This is a genomic window from Streptomyces sp. OR43, from assembly GCF_008042275.1.
Taxonomy (GTDB): Bacteria; Actinomycetota; Actinomycetes; order Streptomycetales; family Streptomycetaceae; genus Streptomyces.
The window spans coordinates 1,797,323-1,813,827 of sequence record NZ_RDBK01000043.1; the positions used below are offsets into that span (position 1 = coordinate 1,797,323).

Here is a 16,505-nt window from a genome sequence, read left to right on the forward strand (position 1 = left end):
GGCCCGGACCGGCGCCCGCCGGCCACCCCCAGCCCCCTGCCGAACACGCAGGTGCGACGCTGGATCGAGATCAACGGCACCCGTCATCAGATCTCCCGCCCGACGCTGGTGATGGGCCGCAGCACCGACGCCAACGTGCGGCTGCGTACCCGGTAGAGACCGGTGTCGAGATCGTCCGCCTTCTCCAGATGGACCTTGATGGGGCCCATGAAGGTGTACCGCTGCTGCTTGGCGTAGTCCCTGACCAGACCGGAGAGCTCGTCGCCCAGCTGGCCGGAGTACGGGCTGAGCCGCTCGTAGTCGGGGGCGCTGAGTTCGACGATGAAGTCGTTGGGGACGACGGTCCGCTCGCGGTTCCAGATGGTGGCGTTGTTGTCGCACTCCCGCTGGAGGGCACCGGCGATCTCGACCGGCTGGACCTCGGACTTGAAGACCTTGGCGAAGGTGCCGTTGACCAGACCTTCGAGACGCTGCTCGAAACGCTTCATGACTCCCATGGGGCACCTCCTCCGGTGTTGTCGTCCCTGTACTGCTTACTGATCGTATCCACGCGTAGGGAAATCGGCTGGTTCCCCTTGTCTGCACTGTGGAGGAGTGTCCCCCCTCACACGGATCGTAGAGGCGGCCTCCTGACAGTGTCCCGCACCTTGGGTGCACTCAGGAGGAGTGGGGGGCAGCGGCTCCGGGTTCCCGGTTCCCTCGGGACGTTCGGCGAAACAAACGGATGTGAATCCACCCTGTCCAGCGTGCTAATCTTCCGTTTGTCGCCAGGCGCTCGCAGCAACAAGCGAGAGTCTGGAAACACCACTCATGCGCGAGTGGCGGAACGGCAGACGCGCTGGCTTCAGGTGCCAGTGTCCTTAGGGACGTGGGGGTTCAAATCCCCCCTCGCGCACAAGAGAGAAGCCCCACAGGCCATCGGCCTGTGGGGCTTCTTCGGTTCTGGGCCGGGCTCGGCCGGTTCTGTGCCGGCTGGGCCGGTCAGGGTTTCCGGTGTGGCCCGGGCAGGGGTTGTGGTGCGGCCCCGGTCAGGGGCTGCGGGTGTTTGGTTTCACGTGAAACGTCCGATTCGCAGGGAAGGGCCGGGGTCCGTGGACCCCGGCCCTTCCCTGCTGTCGCGACCTGATTCTCAGGCGGCGAGGCGGGAGGCGAGTGCCTTCGCCTTCTCGGAGGCGTCGCTGAGTGCCTTGGCGCGGGAGGACTCGGCGAGCGGGATGAGCTCGGCCATCTGCGGATTGCTGTGGGCCAGGGTGAGCTCCGGCACGATGAAGTCGACCTCGGCGGCGAACATGGACGTCAGCAGCGTCGCGAGATAGTTCTGCACGAATTCGGCGCCCTCGCGCGGGGTGCCCGCGGCGTACGAGCCGCCACGGCTGGCGACGACGGTGATCGGGGTGCCGGCCACCGGGCTGTCGGGACCGGCGTTGTGGCCGACGATGATCACGTGGTCGAGCCATGCCTTGAGCGTCGACGGGATCGTGAAGTTGTACATGGGGGCGCCGATCAGGACCGCGTCCGCGGCGGAGAGTTCCGCGGCGAGTTCGCCCCGCAGGGGGTGCGCGGCACCGGCCGCGGCGGCCTCGGCGTCCAGGTGGGGCAGAGGCTCGGCCGCGAGGTCGCGGTAGACGACCTTTCCGTCGGGGTGCTGCTCGAGCCAGGTCTGCACGAAGGCGGCGGTGACCTCGCGCGAGGCGGAGCCCTCGGGGAAGACGGCGGAATCGAGGTGCAGCAGGGTGGCCATGAGGGTCTCCATGGTTTGGTGAGGAGGAGGGCCGGTGGGCGGTCCAATATTTCGTGCGTACCTAGTAATAACATAGTGGCTTACGAATAGTAAGTCCCTCACATCCACGCAGTACCCTGGATGAATGGCGGATCACAGCGAGCAGGCGTGCAGGCGGGTGGACGTGGGCATCAGCCGCGTCTTCGAGCTGTTCGGTAAGCGCTGGACCGGGCCGATCGTGTCCGTGCTGATGGAACAGCCGGTGCACTTCGCCGATCTGCGGCGGGCCATCCCGGGCATCAGCGAGCGCATGCTCTCGGACCGGCTGACCGAACTGGGTGCGGCGGGACTGGTGGTCCGCGAGGTCGACGAGGGACCGCCACTGCGGGTGTCGTACCGCCTGACGCAGGCCGGTGCCGCGATGGAGCCCGCCCTCAAGGAACTGGGGAGCTGGGCCGAAACGCATCTGAAGGACGGCCTCGGCGGCTGTTAGCCCGCCTGCCGGCCCGCCTGCGCGATGCCGCGGCCGGTCCGAGCCGGAGCCCGGGGACGGGGTGCGGGCCGACAGCGGTACCGTCTGCGGCAGTTGATGCTGGACCGGGACGCCGGACGCCGACGGCGGCGCCGGGTGCGGTCGGGGGAGGCTGCGCGCCATGAGCGAGATCGAAGCGACACTGCCGGTACAGCGGGCCGCGAAGGACGGTTCACGCATTCCCGTCGTGCCCGGGTTCGCGCCTCGTGCGGCCCCGGACGGCCGGACCGCACCGCTGTCGCCGAGAGAGGCCGGCAAGGCGCTGCGCCGCAGCGTGCCCCGTTCCTCCCACGCCTCCCTGGTGCTGCCTGCCGGGCGGCCCGACGCGGTGCGGGCGGTCGAGGAGTCGAACCAGGGCCGGGTGGCGGGTCTCACGCCGATACGGGTGGGACGGATGGCCGCGACGCCGTTCGCCTTTCTGCGGGGTTCGGCGGGTCTGATGGCCCACGACCTGGTGGGGACACCCGTCACCGGGGTGGCCGCTCAGCTCTGCGGCGACGCTCACGCGGCGAATTTCGGGCTCTACGGCGATGCCCGCGGCAGCCTGGTCATCGATCTGAACGACTTCGACGAGACGGTGTCCGGCCCCTGGGAGTGGGACCTCAAGCGTCTTGCCACCTCCCTGGTGCTCGCGGGGCGCGAGGCCGGTGCGGACGAGGAGACCTGCCGCAGGGGCGCGTACGACACGGTCGGGGCCTACCGGCGGACCATGCGGCTGCTGGCCCGGCTGCCCGCACTCGACGCGTGGAACGCCATCGCCGACGAGGAACTGGTCTCGCACACGGACGCGAGGGACCTGCTGGGCACTCTGGAGCGGGTCTCGGAGAAGGCGCGGAACAACACCAGCGCCCGTTTCGCCGCGAAGTCCACCGAGGACTCCGGGGACGGCGGCCGCCGGTTCGTCGACGCGCCGCCGGTACTGCGCCGGGTGCCGGACGCGGAGGCGGCGGCCGTGGCGGCGGGTCTGGGCGACTACCTGGGCACCGTCTCGGAGGACCGGGTGCCGCTGCTGGCCCGGTACGCGATCCACGACGTGGCGTTCCGGGTGGTCGGCACGGGAAGCGTGGGTACCCGGTCGTACGTGGTGCTGCTGCTGGACCACCGCGGCGAGCCCCTGGTCCTCCAGGTGAAGGAGGCCAGGCCGTCGGTGCTGGCGCCCCATCTGCCCGCCGTGGGCTTCGATGTGCCCGAGGTGGTGCACGAGGGGCGCCGGGTGGTGCTGGGGCAGAAGCGGATGCAGGTCGTCAGTGACATCCTGCTGGGCTGGGCGACCGTGGAGGGCCGGCCGTTCCAGGTCCGGCAGTTCAGGAACCGGAAGGGCAGTGTGGACCCTGCGGCGCTGGCGGCCGACCAGGTCGACGACTACGGCCGGATGACGGGTGCGCTGCTGGCGCGGGCCCATGCGCACAGTGCCGATCCACGGCTGATCGCGGGGTACTGCGGAAAGAACGACGAGCTCGACGATGCCGTGGCGGCGTTCGCGGTGACCTACGCGAACCGTACCGAGGCGGACCACGCGGACCTGCTACGGGCGATCGGAGCGGGGCGGATAGCCGCCGAAACGGGGGTGTGAGGTCCGCTGCGCCGACCGTGCGTCCTCGGCACCTCGGCCGTGGCCATACGCTGGACGGGTGACCCACGAAGCCGCCGGGGTGCCGACTACCCGGAACGACGATGCCCTGCAGGACGACGCCCCGCAGGACGAGCGGCCCGGCCCTCCGGCCGGGGCGCAAACGGAGGCGCAGGCCGAGGCGCATACGGAGGCGCACACGGACCGGCCCGGCGCCGGACGTGGCGATGGTGCGCCCGGTGACGTGACGGGTGGCGATGGTGCGCTCGGTGACGTGACGGGTGGCGATGGTGCGCCCGGTGACGTGACTGCTGGGGCGACTGGCGAGGCGGATGCTGCGGCGAGTGGCACGGCCGGGGAGCAGGAGCGTCCGGAGGCGCGGCTGGCGCATGCCGTGCGGGTGGCCGAGCAGGCCCTCATCGAGTTCGAGATCGCGGTGGAGACGTTCCGGGTCGAGGTCGAGAACTTCTCCCGGCTGCACCACCAGCGGCTGGGCCCGATGTACGCGCGGCTCGACGAGCTCGACGCGCTGATCGCGGAGGCCCGGGCCGCCAGGTCGGGCGATCCGGAGGATCTGCGCAAGGCGCAGGAGGCACGGGCGATCGTGATGCCCATGCCGGGGGTCGACGAGCTGTTCCACGACTGGATCGACTCCGACGGTCTGTCGCCCGAGGCCGCGGCGATGCTGACCGAGCAGCCGGTCCGGCCGCCCAAGCGGGTCCGGCCGACCGACGAGGCACGCAAGCTGTACCGCGAGCTGGCCCGCAAGGCCCATCCGGACCTGGCCCAGGACGAGAAGGAGCGGGCCAGGCGCGACGAGTTCATCACACGCGTCAACGCCGCCTACGGGCGCGGGGACGAGGCGCTGCTCAGGGAGCTGGCCCAGGAGTGGGCGGCCGGACCCGTGGCGCCCCCGGCGGAGCTCGGCGAGGCCGATGAGCTGTACGCCCGGCTGAACTGGCTGACGCAGCGCAAGGAACTGCTGACGGTGCTCGCCCAGGAGCTGGAGCAGAGCGCGATCGGCGCCATGCTGCGGATGGCGCCGGACGATCCTGATCACCTGCTGGAAGAGATCGCCGAGCAGCTGCTGGGCGAGGTCTCGCAGCGTGAGGCCGAGCTGGCAGGTCTGCAGTAGCGTTTCCGGTGACTTCGGTGCGCTTGTGAACGAGAGAAGGCATGACCCATGAATTTCGCCCCGCTTCCCGCAGTCGCCGTCACGGCGGTGCCGGTGGACGGCTTCGTGCTGGACGTCCGGGAGGACGACGAGTGGGCGGCCGGGCATGTCGACGGCGCCCTGCACATTCCCATGAGCGACTTCGTGGGCCGGTTCGGTGAACTGACCGAGGCGGTGGAGGACGGCCGGCGCGTGCACGTGATGTGCCGGGTCGGTGGCCGGTCCGCCCAGGTCACCCAGTACCTGGTGCAGCAGGGCATCGACGCCGTGAACATCGACGGCGGCATGCTTGCCTGGGACGGTGCGGGACGCCCGATGGTCACCGACAACGGGGCGCCCGCCTTCGTCGCCTGATCCCGCGAGGGCCTGTTCGGCTCTGGGGCGGCTTCGAGTCCGCCCGCTCTGCCCGGGGGTGTCAGCCGAGGGGGTGGGCGGCCAGCAGGTCGCCCAGGGCCTCCTCGTGCGCCGCTGCCGGGCCGAGGGACAGCTCGATCTGCTTCGCCCAGGCGTGGAAGCGGTGCAGCGGGTAGTCGGTGTCCGCACCGAATCCGCCGTGCAGGTGCTGTGCCGTCTGCACGACCCGGCGGACCCCGTCGGACGCCCAGATCTTCGCCACCGCGACGTCGCCTGCCGGGGGCAGCGGGCCGGACCCGCCGACGGCGATCCGCCAGGCCGCCTGCCAGAGGGTCACCTCCATGGCCCGCAGGTCGATGTAGCGGTCCGCGGCCTGCACGGCCACGGCCTGGAAGGTCGCGACGGGGAAGCCGAACTGCTCGCGCTTGCCCGTGTACTGGCTCGTCATGGCCAGTACGGCCTCGCCGAGACCCAGCGCGAGTGCGCACGTCCCGGTGGTGAGCACGGAGCGCAGCCACTCCCAGGCATCGGTGGCGTCGATCAGCCGGCGGGACTCGACCCGGACCCCGTCCAGCCGTACCTCGCCGAAGAGTTCGCCGTTGGTGGAGACCTGCTCCGCGACGGTGACACCGTCGTCGTCGCGGCGGACCAGGGCCAGCACGGCGCGGCCGTCCCCGGCATGGGCGGGCACCGCGATCCAGTCCGCTGCCTGGGCCCACGGCACGGCCGACTGGACGCCGTCCAGTACCCAGTCCGCCGTGTCCGCGTCGTTGTTCCTGCCGCTGCCGCTGCCGCTGCCGCCGCCCGCATGGCCGTCCGGGCGTGCGGTGACGGCGAGTTCGGCCGGGTCGTGGCCGGTGCGGCCGTTGGCGCCGACCGTGAGAACCAGGTCTCCCCGGCCGATCCGGGGCAGCATCTCGGCCGCCAGTTCCTGGTCGCCGTAACGCTGGACCGTCATCGCGACCGCGCATGTCTCCAGCAGCGGAACCCGGGCGAGGACCTTCGCGGACTCGCGCAGCACCAGGCAGAGCGCGACCAGGTCGAGGCCCGCCCCGCCGTGCTCCGGAGCGAGCGTCAGGCTCAGCAGGTCGCCGGCGGCGAGCCTCGCCCACAACGGTCGGTCGATGTCCTCGGCGACCGCTCCCGGGACGAGAGCGGGGCTGGGCACCGCGTCGGGGGCCACGCCCGAGAAGACCGCCCGCGCTGCCTCGGCGGCTGCCTGTTGTTCCTCGGTGAAGGTGAAGTCCACTGTCCTGGCCTCCCGCGAACCGCTGTGCCCTTAGCTCGATCTGACGGAGCGTCAAGATAGAACAGGTTCTACAAGAAGGGAACAGACCGCGCGTCGTGCGAGGTGTGGGGTGCGCGCCGCCGGAGGTCAGCGGTCGAAGTCGAGCTCCACCTCCCCCGTCACCGGATGGGACTGGCAGGCCAGCACATAGCCCGCGTCCGTCTCCTCGGGCTCCAGGGCGAAGTTGCGGTCCATCCGCACCTCTCCCGAGACCAGGAAGGCCCGGCAGGTTCCGCAGACCCCGCCCTTGCAGGCGTACGGCGCGTCGGAACGGCTGCGCAGCACCGTCTCCAGGAGGGAGTCGCCCTCCCGCACCGGCCAGGTGCCCGAGCGGCCGTCCAGAGTCGCGGTGAGCGTGCTGTGTGCCGAAGCCTCGACCTGAGGCCGGGCGGAGGCGTCCGGGTTGTCCTCGACGTGGAAGATCTCCTGGTGGATGCGGGTCCGGTCGACGCCCAGACCGTGCAGCGCGCCCTCGGCGGCCCGGACCAGGCCGAGCGGACCGCACAGGTACCAGCCCTCGATCCCGGCCACCGGGAGCAGGGCCGGCAGCAGTCCGGTGAGTCTTTCTCGATCGAGCCGGCCGGAGGGAAGGCCCGCCTGCTGTTCCTCCCGGGAGAGCGCGGTGACCAGCTGGAACCGGTCCGGGTAGCGGTCCTTGAGGTCGGCGACCTCGTCCAGGAACATGGTCGAGGCGGCGGTCCGGTCGCTTCGGATCAGGCAGAACGAGGCGTTGGCCTCGCGGGCCAGCAGGGTCGCCGCGATGGACAGCACCGGCGTGATGCCGCTACCCCCGACGATCGCCGCGAACTGCCCGGCGCGCGGCGCGAGCACGAACCGGCCCATCGGAGGCATCGCCTCGACCTGGTCGCCGACCGCCAGTTCCTTGAGTGCGTACGTGGAGAACGCGCCGCCGTCGACGAGCCGGATGCCCACGCGAAGCGCGGGGTCGGCCGGCTGCTCGGTGGCCGGCGCGCAGATCGAGTACGAGCGGCGGATCTCCTCGCCGCCGACCGTGTAGCGGACGTTGAGATGCTGGCCGGGCTTGTGGCGGAAGGTCTCGCGCAGCTTCGGCGGAACGGCGAAGGTGACGGCCACCGAATCGTCCGTGAGCCGCTCGATCGCGCTGACCCGGAGCGGATGGAACATCTACAACTCCTTGAAGTGGTCGAACGGTTCACGGCACGACACGCAACGGCGCAGTGCCTTGCAGGCGGTCGACGAGAACCGGCTCAGCAGCTCCGTGTCGGTCGAGCCGCAGTGCGGACAGCGCACCGACAGGGCAACGGGTACGGGCCCTGCCCCTGCGGCGGCGGTCGCGGCGTCGTGCGGCCGCGGAGGCGCGATGCCGAACTCGGCGAGCTTGCGCCGGCCCTCCGCGCTGATGTCGTCCGTGGACCAGGCCGGGGAGAGGACGGTGACCACGGAGACCTCGGTCATGCCGCGGTCGTACAGCACGCGCTCGATGTCCGTGGACATGGTCTCTATCGCGGGGCAGCCGGTGTAGGTCGGGGTGAGCCGGACCGTGACGCGGCCGGGCGCGAGGACCTCCACGCCCCGGAGCACGCCCAGCTCCTCCAGGGTCAGTACGGGCAGCTCCGGATCGGGAACGGCGCCCGCGAGGCTGCGCAGTTCCTCTTCCAGAGGTGTCCAGGTCACCATGACGCCCCCGGGTGGCTGCGGTGCAGGTGCTGCATCTCGGCGATCATCCGGCCGAAGTCTTCCGTGTGGATGCCCTGCCGGCCGGCGCCCGCAGTCCAGGCGCCGGTCTGCGGTCCGGTCGGCACGGTCAGCGTGGCCCGCTCCAGCACGGTCGTGAGGGAGTCCAGCCAGCGGCTGTGCAGTGCCTGCCAGTCCACGTCGATTCCTTCGACGGGCTGGAACAACTCGCCGGTGTAGCGCCACAGGGCATCCACCCCCTGCTGCATGCGTGCGTGGCTCTCGGCCGTGCCGTCCCCGAGGCGCAGGGTCCACTGCTCGGCGTGGTCACGGTGGTAGGCGACCTCCTTGACGGCCTTGGCCGCCAGACCGGCGAACTCGCCGTCCCCGGCCGCCAGCTGTTCGTAGAGGCCGTGCTGGTGGACCGAGAAGTACAGCTGCCGGGCGATGGTGTGGGCGAAGTCGCCGTTGGGCTGTTCGACCAGCTGAACGTTGCGAAAGGCGCGTTCCTCGCGCAGATACGCCAGTTCGTCCTCGTCACCCGCCAGGGAGAGCAGGATGCGGGCCTGGCCCAGCAGGTCCAGAGCGATGTTGGCGAGGGCCACCTCCTCCTCCAGCACGGGGGCGTGGCCCGCCCACTCACCCAGCCGGTGCGACAGCACCAGCGCGTCGTCGCCGAGAGCGAGGGCCGCGGTCACAGGTGCTTCACCCCGTCCGGGATGGCGTAGAAGGTCGGGTGCCGGTAGGGCTTGTCACCCGCTGGTTCGAAGAACGTGTCCTTCTCGTCCGGCGAGGATGCCGTGATCTGGGTGGAGGGCACCACCCAGAGGGAGACTCCCTCGGAGCGGCGGGTGTAGAGATCGCGTGCGTTGCGCAGGGCCATCTCCGCGTCCGGGGCGTGCAGGCTGCCGGCGTGGGTGTGCGCGAGCCCGCGCCGCGAGCGCACGAACACCTCCCACAGCGGCCAGTCGGTCGAGCTGCTCATGCTGTCGCCTCCCCGTTCGCTACAGCGGCCTTCGCTACAGCCGTCTTCGGTACCGCCGTCTTCGGTGCAGCCGTCGTTGGTGCAGCCGGGTTCAGTGCTTCTGTTGTCGGTGAGCCCGTGTGCTTCTGTGCGTATGCGGCGGCCGCGTCCCGGACCCAGGCGCCTTCCTCGTGGGCCCGGCGGCGCTGCGTGAGGCGCTGTTCGTTGCACGGCCCGTTGCCCTTCAGGACCTCCTGGAACTCCGTCCAGTCGATCGCCCCGAAATCGTGCTGACCGCGCTCCTCGTTCCACCGGAGGTCCGGGTCGGGGAGCGCGAGGCCCAGGACCTCGGCCTGCGGGACGCAGATGTCCACGAAGCGCTGCCGCAGCTCGTCGTTGGAATGCCGCTTGATCTTCCATGTCATCGACTGCGCGGAATGCGACGAGGCGTCGTCCGGCGGGCCGAACATCATCAGGGACGGCCACCACCAGCGGTTCACGGCGTCCTGCGCCATCTCGTGCTGCGCCGGTGTCCCGTGGCTGAGCGCGAGCAGCAGTTCGTAGCCCTGGCGCTGGTGGAAGGACTCCTCCTTGCAGATGCGGACCATGGCCCGGGCGTACGGGCCGTAGGAGCAGCGGCACAGAGGAACCTGGTTGGTGATCGCTGCGCCGTCCACGAGCCAGCCGATGGCGCCGACGTCCGCCCAGGTCAGGGTCGGGTAGTTGAAGATCGAGGAATACCGCTGGCGGCCCGCGTGGAGCTTGTCGAGCAGCTCCTCGCGGCTCGTGCCGAGCGTTTCCGCGGCGCTGTACAGATACAGCCCGTGTCCAGCCTCGTCCTGCACCTTGGCCATCAGGATGGCCTTGCGGCGCAGTGAGGGGGCGCGGGTGATCCAGTTGGCCTCCGGCTGCATGCCGATGATCTCGGAGTGGGCGTGCTGGGCCATTTGCCTGACCAGTGAGGCGCGGTAGGCGTCGGGCATCCAGTCCCGTGGCTCGATGCGCTCATCGGCCGCGACCGCGGCGTCGAAGGCTGCCTCCATGGCCCCGTCCGCCCCATCGGTACTGCCTGCTGCCGCCTGCGCTGTCTGGCCCGCAGTCACTGCCGCCATCCCGGACTCCCTACCGACCGATCGTTCGGTTCAATGTCTTCAATGGTGAGTCTGCGGCCCGTAGGGTGTCAACCCTGTGGATAACTGACCGGGATCGACGGGGATCGGGGCGGGATGGATTCGTACGACGACAAGGGCGTCGGCGGGGGCGTCGGTGGGAGCGTCGACGGGAGTGCCGACGGGGGCGGCGAGGGGGACGTGATCGAAATCGGCCCCGGCCCGCGGACCGTTCCCGAGCCCCGCGTCGGTATGGCCGGGCTCTCGTTCCCGTACCAGGTCGTCGCCGCTGTGGCGCTGTCCGTGATCGGGTTCATCGCCTGTGTGCAGCTGGCGATGGTGTTCCTGCACGTCGCCCCCTCCAACACGCTGACGAAGCAGCACGGCGAGGCGGTCGACCAGTGGATCTATCCCGAGTTCGAGCAGAACTGGAAACTCTTCGCGCCCAATCCCCTGCAGCAGAACATCGCCGTGCACGTGCGCGCCGAGATATCCGGACCCGACAAGCGTCGGACCACCCCCTGGATGAGCCTCTCGGGCGAGGACGGCAAAGCGATACGCGGCAATCTGCTGCCCAGCCACGGACCAGTGAGCACGCCCGGCTCCGACCGCACGCTCGCCCGCGGTATCCAGCGCGTCACGGCCGTTTCTCTGGGGCCGTACCAGAGTGCCGTCGTCCGGATCGGCATCTCCGCCACGTACTTCCTGTTCCTGCTGCGCGAGATTCCGCACCGTCACGAGATGTACGGCCCCGATGCCCCGTGGCGCTGGGACATGGCGCGGCAGCTCATCTCCGGAAACCAGGCCTTCACCACACTGATGTGGTCGGACAGCGCTGTCTGGTTCGAGATCGTGTACGTGCTGGCGCTGGTCGCCGCCGCGCTGCTGCTCGTGGGCTGGCACACCCGCGCGATGTCCGTCCTCTTCATGGTCGGCGTGCTCTCCCTGCAGAACCGCAGCATCTTCATGGGCGACGGCGGCGACAACGTCATCCACCTGATGTCGATCTACCTGGTACTGACGCGATGCGGTCAGGTCTGGTCCCTGGACGCCCGCCGTGCGCGGCGTTCGGCCGGCGCGGACCCCGCACCGCGCGGTGCGGGTGTGGCGGGTCCGCTGCTGTGGGTGGCCTTCGGGGCGGTCCTCTGCGGCGCCACGGTGACCGACAGCCTGGGCGGGACCACCTGGCTGCCGGTCCTCTTCTGGATCCTGTGGATCGGTCACGGTGCCTGGTGGGCCGTGAACCGGTACGCACCGGACAGCGAGCCGCGCACTCTGCTCGACGTCATCGCCAACCTCGCCCACAACGCCACACTCGTCGTGATCATGGCCGAGGTCTGCATGATCTACGCGACCGCGGGCTGGTACAAGATCCAGGGGACGCGCTGGCAGGACGGCACGGCGCTCTACTACCCGCTCAACCTCGACTACTTCACCCCGTGGCCCGGGCTCTCCGACCTCCTGGCGGCGAGCGGTCTGATGGTGATGGTGCTGACGTACGCCACCGTCGTCGTGCAGGTCGCCTTCCCGTTCACCCTGTTCAACCGGCGCGTCAAGAACGTGCTGCTCGTCCTGATGATCTGCGAGCACGCGGGTATCGCCCTGCTGCTGGGGCTGCCCTTCTTCTCGATGGCCATGATCGCCGCGGACGCCGTCTTCCTGCCGACCGTCTTCCTGATGTGGCTCGGAGGACAGGCGGCACATGGGCGGGACCTGTTCCTGCGGCGGCGCGGCAAGGTGCCGGGGCCGCGGGACTGGGCTGAGACGGAGGGCGGTGCTGAGGCGGCGGGCGGCGGGGGTGGGGACGCCGGTGCCGGTGCCGCGACCGAGGACCGGGAGGCACCGCAGCGCCGCGACGGTGGGGGCCATACGCTCGTCGGGTGAGCAGCGAGACAGGCAGTACAGGCAGTACAGGCAGCACCGATGGTGCGGGTGGGGCGGCCGACCCGTCCGCGGCGCCGGTCACGGACGATCCGGCGCAGTACGACGAGGGGTTCGGTACGGAGATCGGCGTCGGGCCGCATCCGCTGCCCTGGCCCGTGGGCGAGCGGTACGACCCCGAGCTGCTCGCCCACGGCGACCGGCGCAATGTGGGCGATGAGTACCGCTACTGGACCCGGGAGGCGATCGTCGCCGACCTCGACCTGCGGCGGCACGACTTCCACGTGGCGGTGGAGAACTGGGGCCACGACTTCAACATCGGGTCCGTCGTACGCACCGCGAACGCCTTCCTCGCCAAGGAGGTGCACATCGTGGGGCGGCGGCGCTGGAACCGTCGCGGAGCGATGGTCACCGACCGTTACCAGCATGTCCGTCACCACCCGGACACGGCCGATCTGACCGCCTGGGCGGCGTCCGAAGGGCTGCCGATCATCGGTATCGACAATCTTCCGGGCGCGGTGCCGCTGGAGCGGACCGAGTTGCCGCGGCGGTGTGTGCTGCTCTTCGGACAGGAGGGGCCCGGGCTGACCGAGGACGCGCGCAAGCACGCCTCGATGGTGTGCTCGATCGCGCAGTTCGGATCGACGCGGTCGATCAACGCGGGGGCTGCGGCGGCGATTGCGATGCACGCATGGGTGCAGCGGTATGCGGATATTCCGGTGGGCGGGGCGTAGGCGTAGGGCTCGCCCTGGGGGCGGCGGCCCAAGGGCGGTCCGGTCCAAGGGCGGTCCGGGGACCAGACCTGACCGCATCGCGTCAGTACCAGGTAGATCGACATCAGGTGGATGACGTTGTCGCCGCCGTCGCCCATGAAGATGCTGCGGTTCTGCAGGGAGAGCACGCCGACCATGAAGAGGACGGACATCGCGCGGGTGTGCCAGCCCACGAGCAGCAGCGCGGCGGCGACCAGCGCCAGCACGGCCGGGAGAGGGAGCCGGCTGTACGCGGGGAGGGGCCGGGCCGGGAGAGGGAGCCGGCTGTACGCGGGGAGGGGCCGGGAGAGGGAGCCGGCTGTTGCGAGGCGGTCAGCGTTGGCGGCGGACTTCCAGGGTGCGGAAGCGGTTCGAGACGAAAGCGCCGTCGCACAGGGCCGCGTTCGCTGCCGGGTTTCCTCCCGATCCGTGGAAGTCGGAGAACGCCGCCGTCTGGTTGACGTACACCCCGCCGGTCAGATTCAGGGAGAGCTGGGCCGACTCGTCCAGGCAGACGTCCTCCACCGCGCGCTCCACCTCCGATGAGGTGGTGTACGCGCCGACCGTCATCGCGCCCTTGTCGCGGATCGTACGCCGCAGCAGTTCTACCGCCTCCGCCGTCGAGTCGACGGCGACCGCGAACGAGACCGGGCCGAAGCACTCCGACAGGTAGGGCGAGTCCTCGTCCGGCTTGCTGCCGTCGAGCTTGACGATCAGCGGGGTGCGGACGACTGCTTCGGGGAAGTCGGGATTGGCCACCTCCCGCGAAGGCAGTGCCACCTCTCCCAGTTCTGCGGCCGCCTCCAGGCGGGCCTTCACGTCCGGGTTGACCAGGGCGCCGAGCAGGCCGTTCGCCCGGGCGTCGTCGCCGAGGAGTCCGGTGACGGCGGCGGCGATGTCCGTGACCACGTCGTCGTACGACTTGTCGCCGACATCCGTCGTGATGCCGTCCCGGGGGATCAGGAGGTTCTGCGGGGTGGTGCACATCTGGCCGCTGTAGAGGGAGAGCGAGAACGCCAGGTTGGCCAGCATGCCGCGGTAGTCGTCCGTGGCGTCGATGACGATCGTGTTGACGCCGGCCTTCTCCGTGTACACCTGGGCCTGGCGCGCGTTGGCCTCCAGCCAGTCGCCGAACGCAGTGGAGCCGGTGTAGTCGATGATCCGGATCTCCGGACGGACCGCCAGGGTCTTGGCGATGCCCTCGCCCGGACGCTCGGCGGCCAGGGCGACCAGGTTGGGGTCGAAGCCCGCTTCCCCGAGGACCTCACGCGCCAGCCGCACGGTCAGGGCCAGCGGAAGCACCGCCCGGGGGTGCGGCTTGACCAGGACCGGATTGCCGGTGGCCAGGGAGGCGAAGAGGCCCGGGTAGCCGTTCCACGTGGGGAAGGTGTTGCAGCCGATCAGCAGGGAGATACCGCGTCCGGCCGCGGTGAACGTCTTGTGCAGGTCGATCGGGTCGCGCTTGCCCTGCGGCTTCGACCAGTCGGCGGTCCGGGGCGCGCGCATCTGCTCCTCGTACGCGTACGCCACCGCCTCCAGACCGCGGTCCTGGGCGTGCGGGCCGCCGGCCTGGAACGCCATCATGAAGGCCTGCCCGCTGGTGTGCATCACCGCGTGGCCGAACTCATGGGTGCGGGCGCTGATCCGCGCCAGGATCTCCAGGCAGACCAGGGCCCTGGTCTCCGGGCCGGCCTCGCGCCAGGCGGGCATACCGGCACGCATCGCCGGGAGCAGCACGTCGAGGTCGGCGTGCGGATACTCGACGGCCAGCTCGGGGCCGTACGGAGAGACCTCGCCGCCCGTCCAGCCGTCGGTGCCCGGCTGGTCCAGGTCGAGGCGGGTGTGCAGCACGGCGTCGAAGGCGGCCTTGCCCTCGGCGGCGCCCAGACTGCCGGGGGCGCCGCCCTCGCCGTAGGCCTTCGGGTGCTCGGGGTGCGGTGACCAGTAGGCACGCGTGCGGATCGCGTCGAGGGCCCGGTCGAGCGTGGGGCGGTGCCTCTCGGACAGCAGGTGCGGGGAGAGCTCGGCGGCCATGACGGACCAACTCCTCATCGAGCTGGGCAGGGACGGGCGGACAGAGTTAGAGTAACCGAACGATCGGTCGGGACAAGGGGGCCCGCGAAACCTGTGGATAACACCGCCCCCATTTGCCGGTCGGTCCGACTCGTAGGGGAGGATCGCGGGCATGACCACGGCCAAGCGGGACACGTACACTCCGGAGACTCTGCTCACCGTCGCTGTCCGTGTCTTCAACGAGCGCGGTTACGACGGCACCTCGATGGAGCACCTGTCCAAGGCGGCGGGCATCTCGAAGTCGTCCATCTATCACCACGTCGCCGGCAAGGAAGAGCTGCTGCGGCGTGCGGTCAGCCGGGCACTGGACGGGCTCTTCGGGATCCTCGACGAGCCGGGCGCGGCCCGGGGCCGGGCGATCGAGCGCGTCGAGTACGTCACGCGTCGGACCGTCGAGGTGCTGATAGCCGAGCTGCCCTACGTCACGCTGCTGCTGCGGGTGCGGGGCAACACGAAGACCGAGCGCTGGGCCCTGGAACGGCGCCGTGAGTTCGACCAGCGCGTGGCCGAGCTGCTCAAGGCGGCGGTCGCGGACGGCGACCTCCGCTCCGACGTGGACATACGGCTTGCGACGCGGCTGCTGTTCGGGATGGTCAACTCGCTCGTGGAGTGGTTCCGGCCGCTGTCGGACGGTGGCGCGGAGGGGGAGCGGCTCGCCGACACGGTCGTGCGGCTGGCCTTCGAAGGCATGAAGTCCAGCCGCTGAGCCACGGAGTCCGAGCCGGCGGCCGGGGTGTCCTCGTCAGGTGAGTTCCGTGGGGCGGTCGGAGCCCGGGGTCAGGTCCGTCTCCTCGAACACCAGCAGGGTGCGGGTGGAAAGCACCTCCGGAATGGCCTGGATCCTCGTCAGAACCAGCTCGCGCAGTGACCGGTTGTCCGGAGTGTGCACCAGCAGCAGGACGTCGAAATCGCCGCTGACCAGGGCGATGTGCGTGGCGCCCGGCAACGCCTGGAGCTGCTCCCGCACGGTGCGCCAGGAGTTCTGGACGATCTTGAGCGTGATGTATGCGGAGGCCCCCTGCCCCGCCCGCTCATGGTTCACCCGTGCGCCGAAACCGCGGATCACGCCGTCGTCGATGAGCCGGTTGATCCGGGCGTAGGCGTTGGCCCGCGAGACGTGGACGCGGTCGGCGACCGACCGTATCGAGGCGCGGCCGTCCGTCTGGAGCAGTCGGAGGATGGCGCCGTCGATGGCGTCGAGCGGGCGTGCCGGGGGAATCCTGCCCGGCTCCTCGCCCCCGTCGGCCATTTGTTCAGCTGCCATGTTCCCGTGCCTCCCCGTCCTGGACGACCTGTCCCCATCCCAGGCTGTGGAGAACCGTTTGTCCACAGGCTGACGGTGCCTGTAGCCAAAATGCGCTCGCGACCGAACAATCGGTAGGTGAGGCACACCACATGGCACCACATGCGCGCCTCGCACGGCTTTGGTTGA

General features: G+C 70.3%; 16 protein-coding genes, 1 tRNA gene and 2 pseudogenes. 8 read left to right on the top strand and 11 right to left on the bottom strand.

The annotated features are described in order from the left end of the window. Window positions 1-497: pseudogene (locus EAO72_RS26855) on the bottom strand (DUF3662 domain-containing protein); the annotation flags it as partial. A gap of 315 nt (window positions 498-812) precedes the next feature. Here EAO72_RS26855 and EAO72_RS26860 point away from each other — a divergent pair. Then, window positions 813-895, top strand: a tRNA-Leu gene (locus EAO72_RS26860). A gap of 234 nt (window positions 896-1,129) precedes the next feature. Here EAO72_RS26860 and EAO72_RS26865 read toward each other — a convergent pair. Continuing rightward, window positions 1,130-1,741, bottom strand: coding sequence for an FMN-dependent NADH-azoreductase (locus EAO72_RS26865; protein ID WP_148019769.1), 612 nt, complete (start codon window positions 1,739-1,741; stop codon window positions 1,130-1,132). A gap of 124 nt (window positions 1,742-1,865) precedes the next feature. Here EAO72_RS26865 and EAO72_RS26870 point away from each other — a divergent pair, with 124 nt between their 5' ends. From EAO72_RS26870 to EAO72_RS26885, 4 genes are all read left to right on the top strand, one after another. Next, complete coding sequence (locus EAO72_RS26870; protein WP_148019770.1) at window positions 1,866-2,213, top strand: winged helix-turn-helix transcriptional regulator; 348 nt, start codon at window positions 1,866-1,868, stop codon at window positions 2,211-2,213. 160 nt (window positions 2,214-2,373) lie between these two features. Beyond that, on the top strand, window positions 2,374-3,825 hold the full coding sequence (locus tag EAO72_RS26875) for a DUF2252 domain-containing protein (RefSeq protein ID WP_148019771.1): 1,452 nt from the start codon (window positions 2,374-2,376) through the stop codon (window positions 3,823-3,825). A gap of 58 nt (window positions 3,826-3,883) precedes the next feature. Next, window positions 3,884-4,957, top strand: coding sequence for a J domain-containing protein (locus EAO72_RS26880; RefSeq protein ID WP_148019772.1), 1,074 nt, complete (start codon window positions 3,884-3,886; stop codon window positions 4,955-4,957). A gap of 48 nt (window positions 4,958-5,005) precedes the next feature. Continuing rightward, window positions 5,006-5,350, top strand: a complete 345-nt coding sequence (locus EAO72_RS26885) for a rhodanese-like domain-containing protein (protein WP_148019773.1) — start codon at window positions 5,006-5,008, stop codon at window positions 5,348-5,350. A gap of 61 nt (window positions 5,351-5,411) precedes the next feature. On the opposite strand, the gene EAO72_RS26890 is transcribed toward EAO72_RS26885, so the two are convergent. The 6 genes from EAO72_RS26890 to paaA all read right to left on the bottom strand — a co-directional run bounded on the left by EAO72_RS26890 (window position 5,412) and on the right by paaA (window position 10,370). Further along, window positions 5,412-6,599, bottom strand: coding sequence for an acyl-CoA dehydrogenase family protein (locus EAO72_RS26890; protein ID WP_148019774.1), 1,188 nt, complete (start codon window positions 6,597-6,599; stop codon window positions 5,412-5,414). Window positions 6,600-6,725: 126 nt separating this feature from the next. Beyond that, window positions 6,726-7,784, bottom strand: coding sequence for a 2Fe-2S iron-sulfur cluster-binding protein (locus EAO72_RS26895; RefSeq protein WP_148019775.1), 1,059 nt, complete (start codon window positions 7,782-7,784; stop codon window positions 6,726-6,728). Then, window positions 7,785-8,297, bottom strand: coding sequence for a 1,2-phenylacetyl-CoA epoxidase subunit PaaD (paaD, locus tag EAO72_RS26900; RefSeq protein WP_148019776.1), 513 nt, complete (start codon window positions 8,295-8,297; stop codon window positions 7,785-7,787). Continuing rightward, a complete protein-coding gene (gene paaC, locus EAO72_RS26905) occupies window positions 8,291-8,992 on the bottom strand; it encodes a 1,2-phenylacetyl-CoA epoxidase subunit PaaC (RefSeq protein WP_148019777.1) in 702 nt (233 codons plus the stop codon). Before paaC ends, paaD begins: the two co-directional genes overlap by 7 nt. Further along, the gene (paaB, locus tag EAO72_RS26910; RefSeq protein ID WP_148019778.1) at window positions 8,989-9,279 is read right to left on the bottom strand and encodes a 1,2-phenylacetyl-CoA epoxidase subunit PaaB; all 291 of its coding nucleotides are present in this window, start codon (window positions 9,277-9,279) and stop codon (window positions 8,989-8,991) included. The genes paaC and paaB overlap by 4 nt, the downstream gene beginning before the upstream one ends. Next, entirely contained in the window at window positions 9,276-10,370 is a 1,095-nt protein-coding gene (gene paaA, locus EAO72_RS26915) for a 1,2-phenylacetyl-CoA epoxidase subunit PaaA (RefSeq protein WP_148019779.1), read from the bottom strand. Before paaA ends, paaB begins: the two co-directional genes overlap by 4 nt. Window positions 10,371-10,703: 333 nt before the next feature. Here paaA and EAO72_RS26920 point away from each other — a divergent pair, with 333 nt between their 5' ends. Further along, window positions 10,704-12,251 carry a DUF5819 family protein gene (locus tag EAO72_RS26920; RefSeq protein ID WP_410090543.1) on the top strand — a complete coding sequence of 516 codons (1,548 nt, stop codon included), beginning with the start codon at window positions 10,704-10,706 and terminating at the stop codon, window positions 12,249-12,251. After that, window positions 12,248-12,982 (top strand): TrmH family RNA methyltransferase, encoded by a 735-nt coding sequence (locus EAO72_RS26925; RefSeq protein WP_148019780.1) that lies wholly within the window; start codon window positions 12,248-12,250, stop codon window positions 12,980-12,982. Before EAO72_RS26920 ends, EAO72_RS26925 begins: the two co-directional genes overlap by 4 nt. Before the next feature lie 53 nt (window positions 12,983-13,035). Here the strand turns inward: EAO72_RS26925 and EAO72_RS43355 are convergent. Both EAO72_RS43355 and paaN read right to left on the bottom strand, forming a co-directional pair. Further along, window positions 13,036-13,224, bottom strand: a pseudogene (locus EAO72_RS43355) (HTTM domain-containing protein); the annotation flags it as partial. 109 nt (window positions 13,225-13,333) lie between these two features. Then, the gene (gene paaN / locus EAO72_RS26935; protein ID WP_148019781.1) at window positions 13,334-15,034 is read right to left on the bottom strand and encodes a phenylacetic acid degradation protein PaaN; all 1,701 of its coding nucleotides are present in this window, start codon (window positions 15,032-15,034) and stop codon (window positions 13,334-13,336) included. A gap of 151 nt (window positions 15,035-15,185) precedes the next feature. On the opposite strand from paaN, the gene EAO72_RS26940 reads away from it, so the two are divergent. Next, window positions 15,186-15,779, top strand: coding sequence for a TetR/AcrR family transcriptional regulator (locus tag EAO72_RS26940; RefSeq protein WP_148019782.1), 594 nt, complete (start codon window positions 15,186-15,188; stop codon window positions 15,777-15,779). Between the two features lie 36 nt (window positions 15,780-15,815). Here EAO72_RS26940 and EAO72_RS26945 read toward each other — a convergent pair whose 3' ends face one another. Then, complete coding sequence (locus tag EAO72_RS26945; protein ID WP_148022057.1) at window positions 15,816-16,322, bottom strand: Lrp/AsnC family transcriptional regulator; 507 nt, start codon at window positions 16,320-16,322, stop codon at window positions 15,816-15,818. Window positions 16,323-16,505: the final 183 nt, after the last annotated feature.

Bases quoted from the DNA above. Each gene is read 5' to 3' on its own strand.
- EAO72_RS26865 (WP_148019769.1), bottom strand. From the start codon at position 1,741: ATGGCCACCCTGCTGCACCTCGATTCCGCCGTCTTCCCCGAGGGCTCC.
- EAO72_RS26870 (WP_148019770.1), top strand. From the start codon at position 1,866: ATGGCGGATCACAGCGAGCAGGCGTGCAGGCGGGTGGACGTGGGCATC.
- EAO72_RS26875 (WP_148019771.1), top strand. From the start codon at position 2,374: ATGAGCGAGATCGAAGCGACACTGCCGGTACAGCGGGCCGCGAAGGAC.
- EAO72_RS26885 (WP_148019773.1), top strand. From the start codon at position 5,006: ATGAATTTCGCCCCGCTTCCCGCAGTCGCCGTCACGGCGGTGCCGGTG.
- EAO72_RS26895 (WP_148019775.1), bottom strand. From the start codon at position 7,784: ATGTTCCATCCGCTCCGGGTCAGCGCGATCGAGCGGCTCACGGACGAT.
- paaD (WP_148019776.1), bottom strand. From the start codon at position 8,297: ATGGTGACCTGGACACCTCTGGAAGAGGAACTGCGCAGCCTCGCGGGC.
- paaB (WP_148019778.1), bottom strand. From the start codon at position 9,279: ATGAGCAGCTCGACCGACTGGCCGCTGTGGGAGGTGTTCGTGCGCTCG.
- paaA (WP_148019779.1), bottom strand. From the start codon at position 10,370: ATGGCGGCAGTGACTGCGGGCCAGACAGCGCAGGCGGCAGCAGGCAGT.
- EAO72_RS26920 (WP_410090543.1), top strand. From the start codon at position 10,704: ATGGTGTTCCTGCACGTCGCCCCCTCCAACACGCTGACGAAGCAGCAC.
- paaN (WP_148019781.1), bottom strand. From the start codon at position 15,034: ATGGCCGCCGAGCTCTCCCCGCACCTGCTGTCCGAGAGGCACCGCCCC.
- EAO72_RS26940 (WP_148019782.1), top strand. From the start codon at position 15,186: ATGACCACGGCCAAGCGGGACACGTACACTCCGGAGACTCTGCTCACC.
- EAO72_RS26945 (WP_148022057.1), bottom strand. From the start codon at position 16,322: ATGGCCGACGGGGGCGAGGAGCCGGGCAGGATTCCCCCGGCACGCCCG.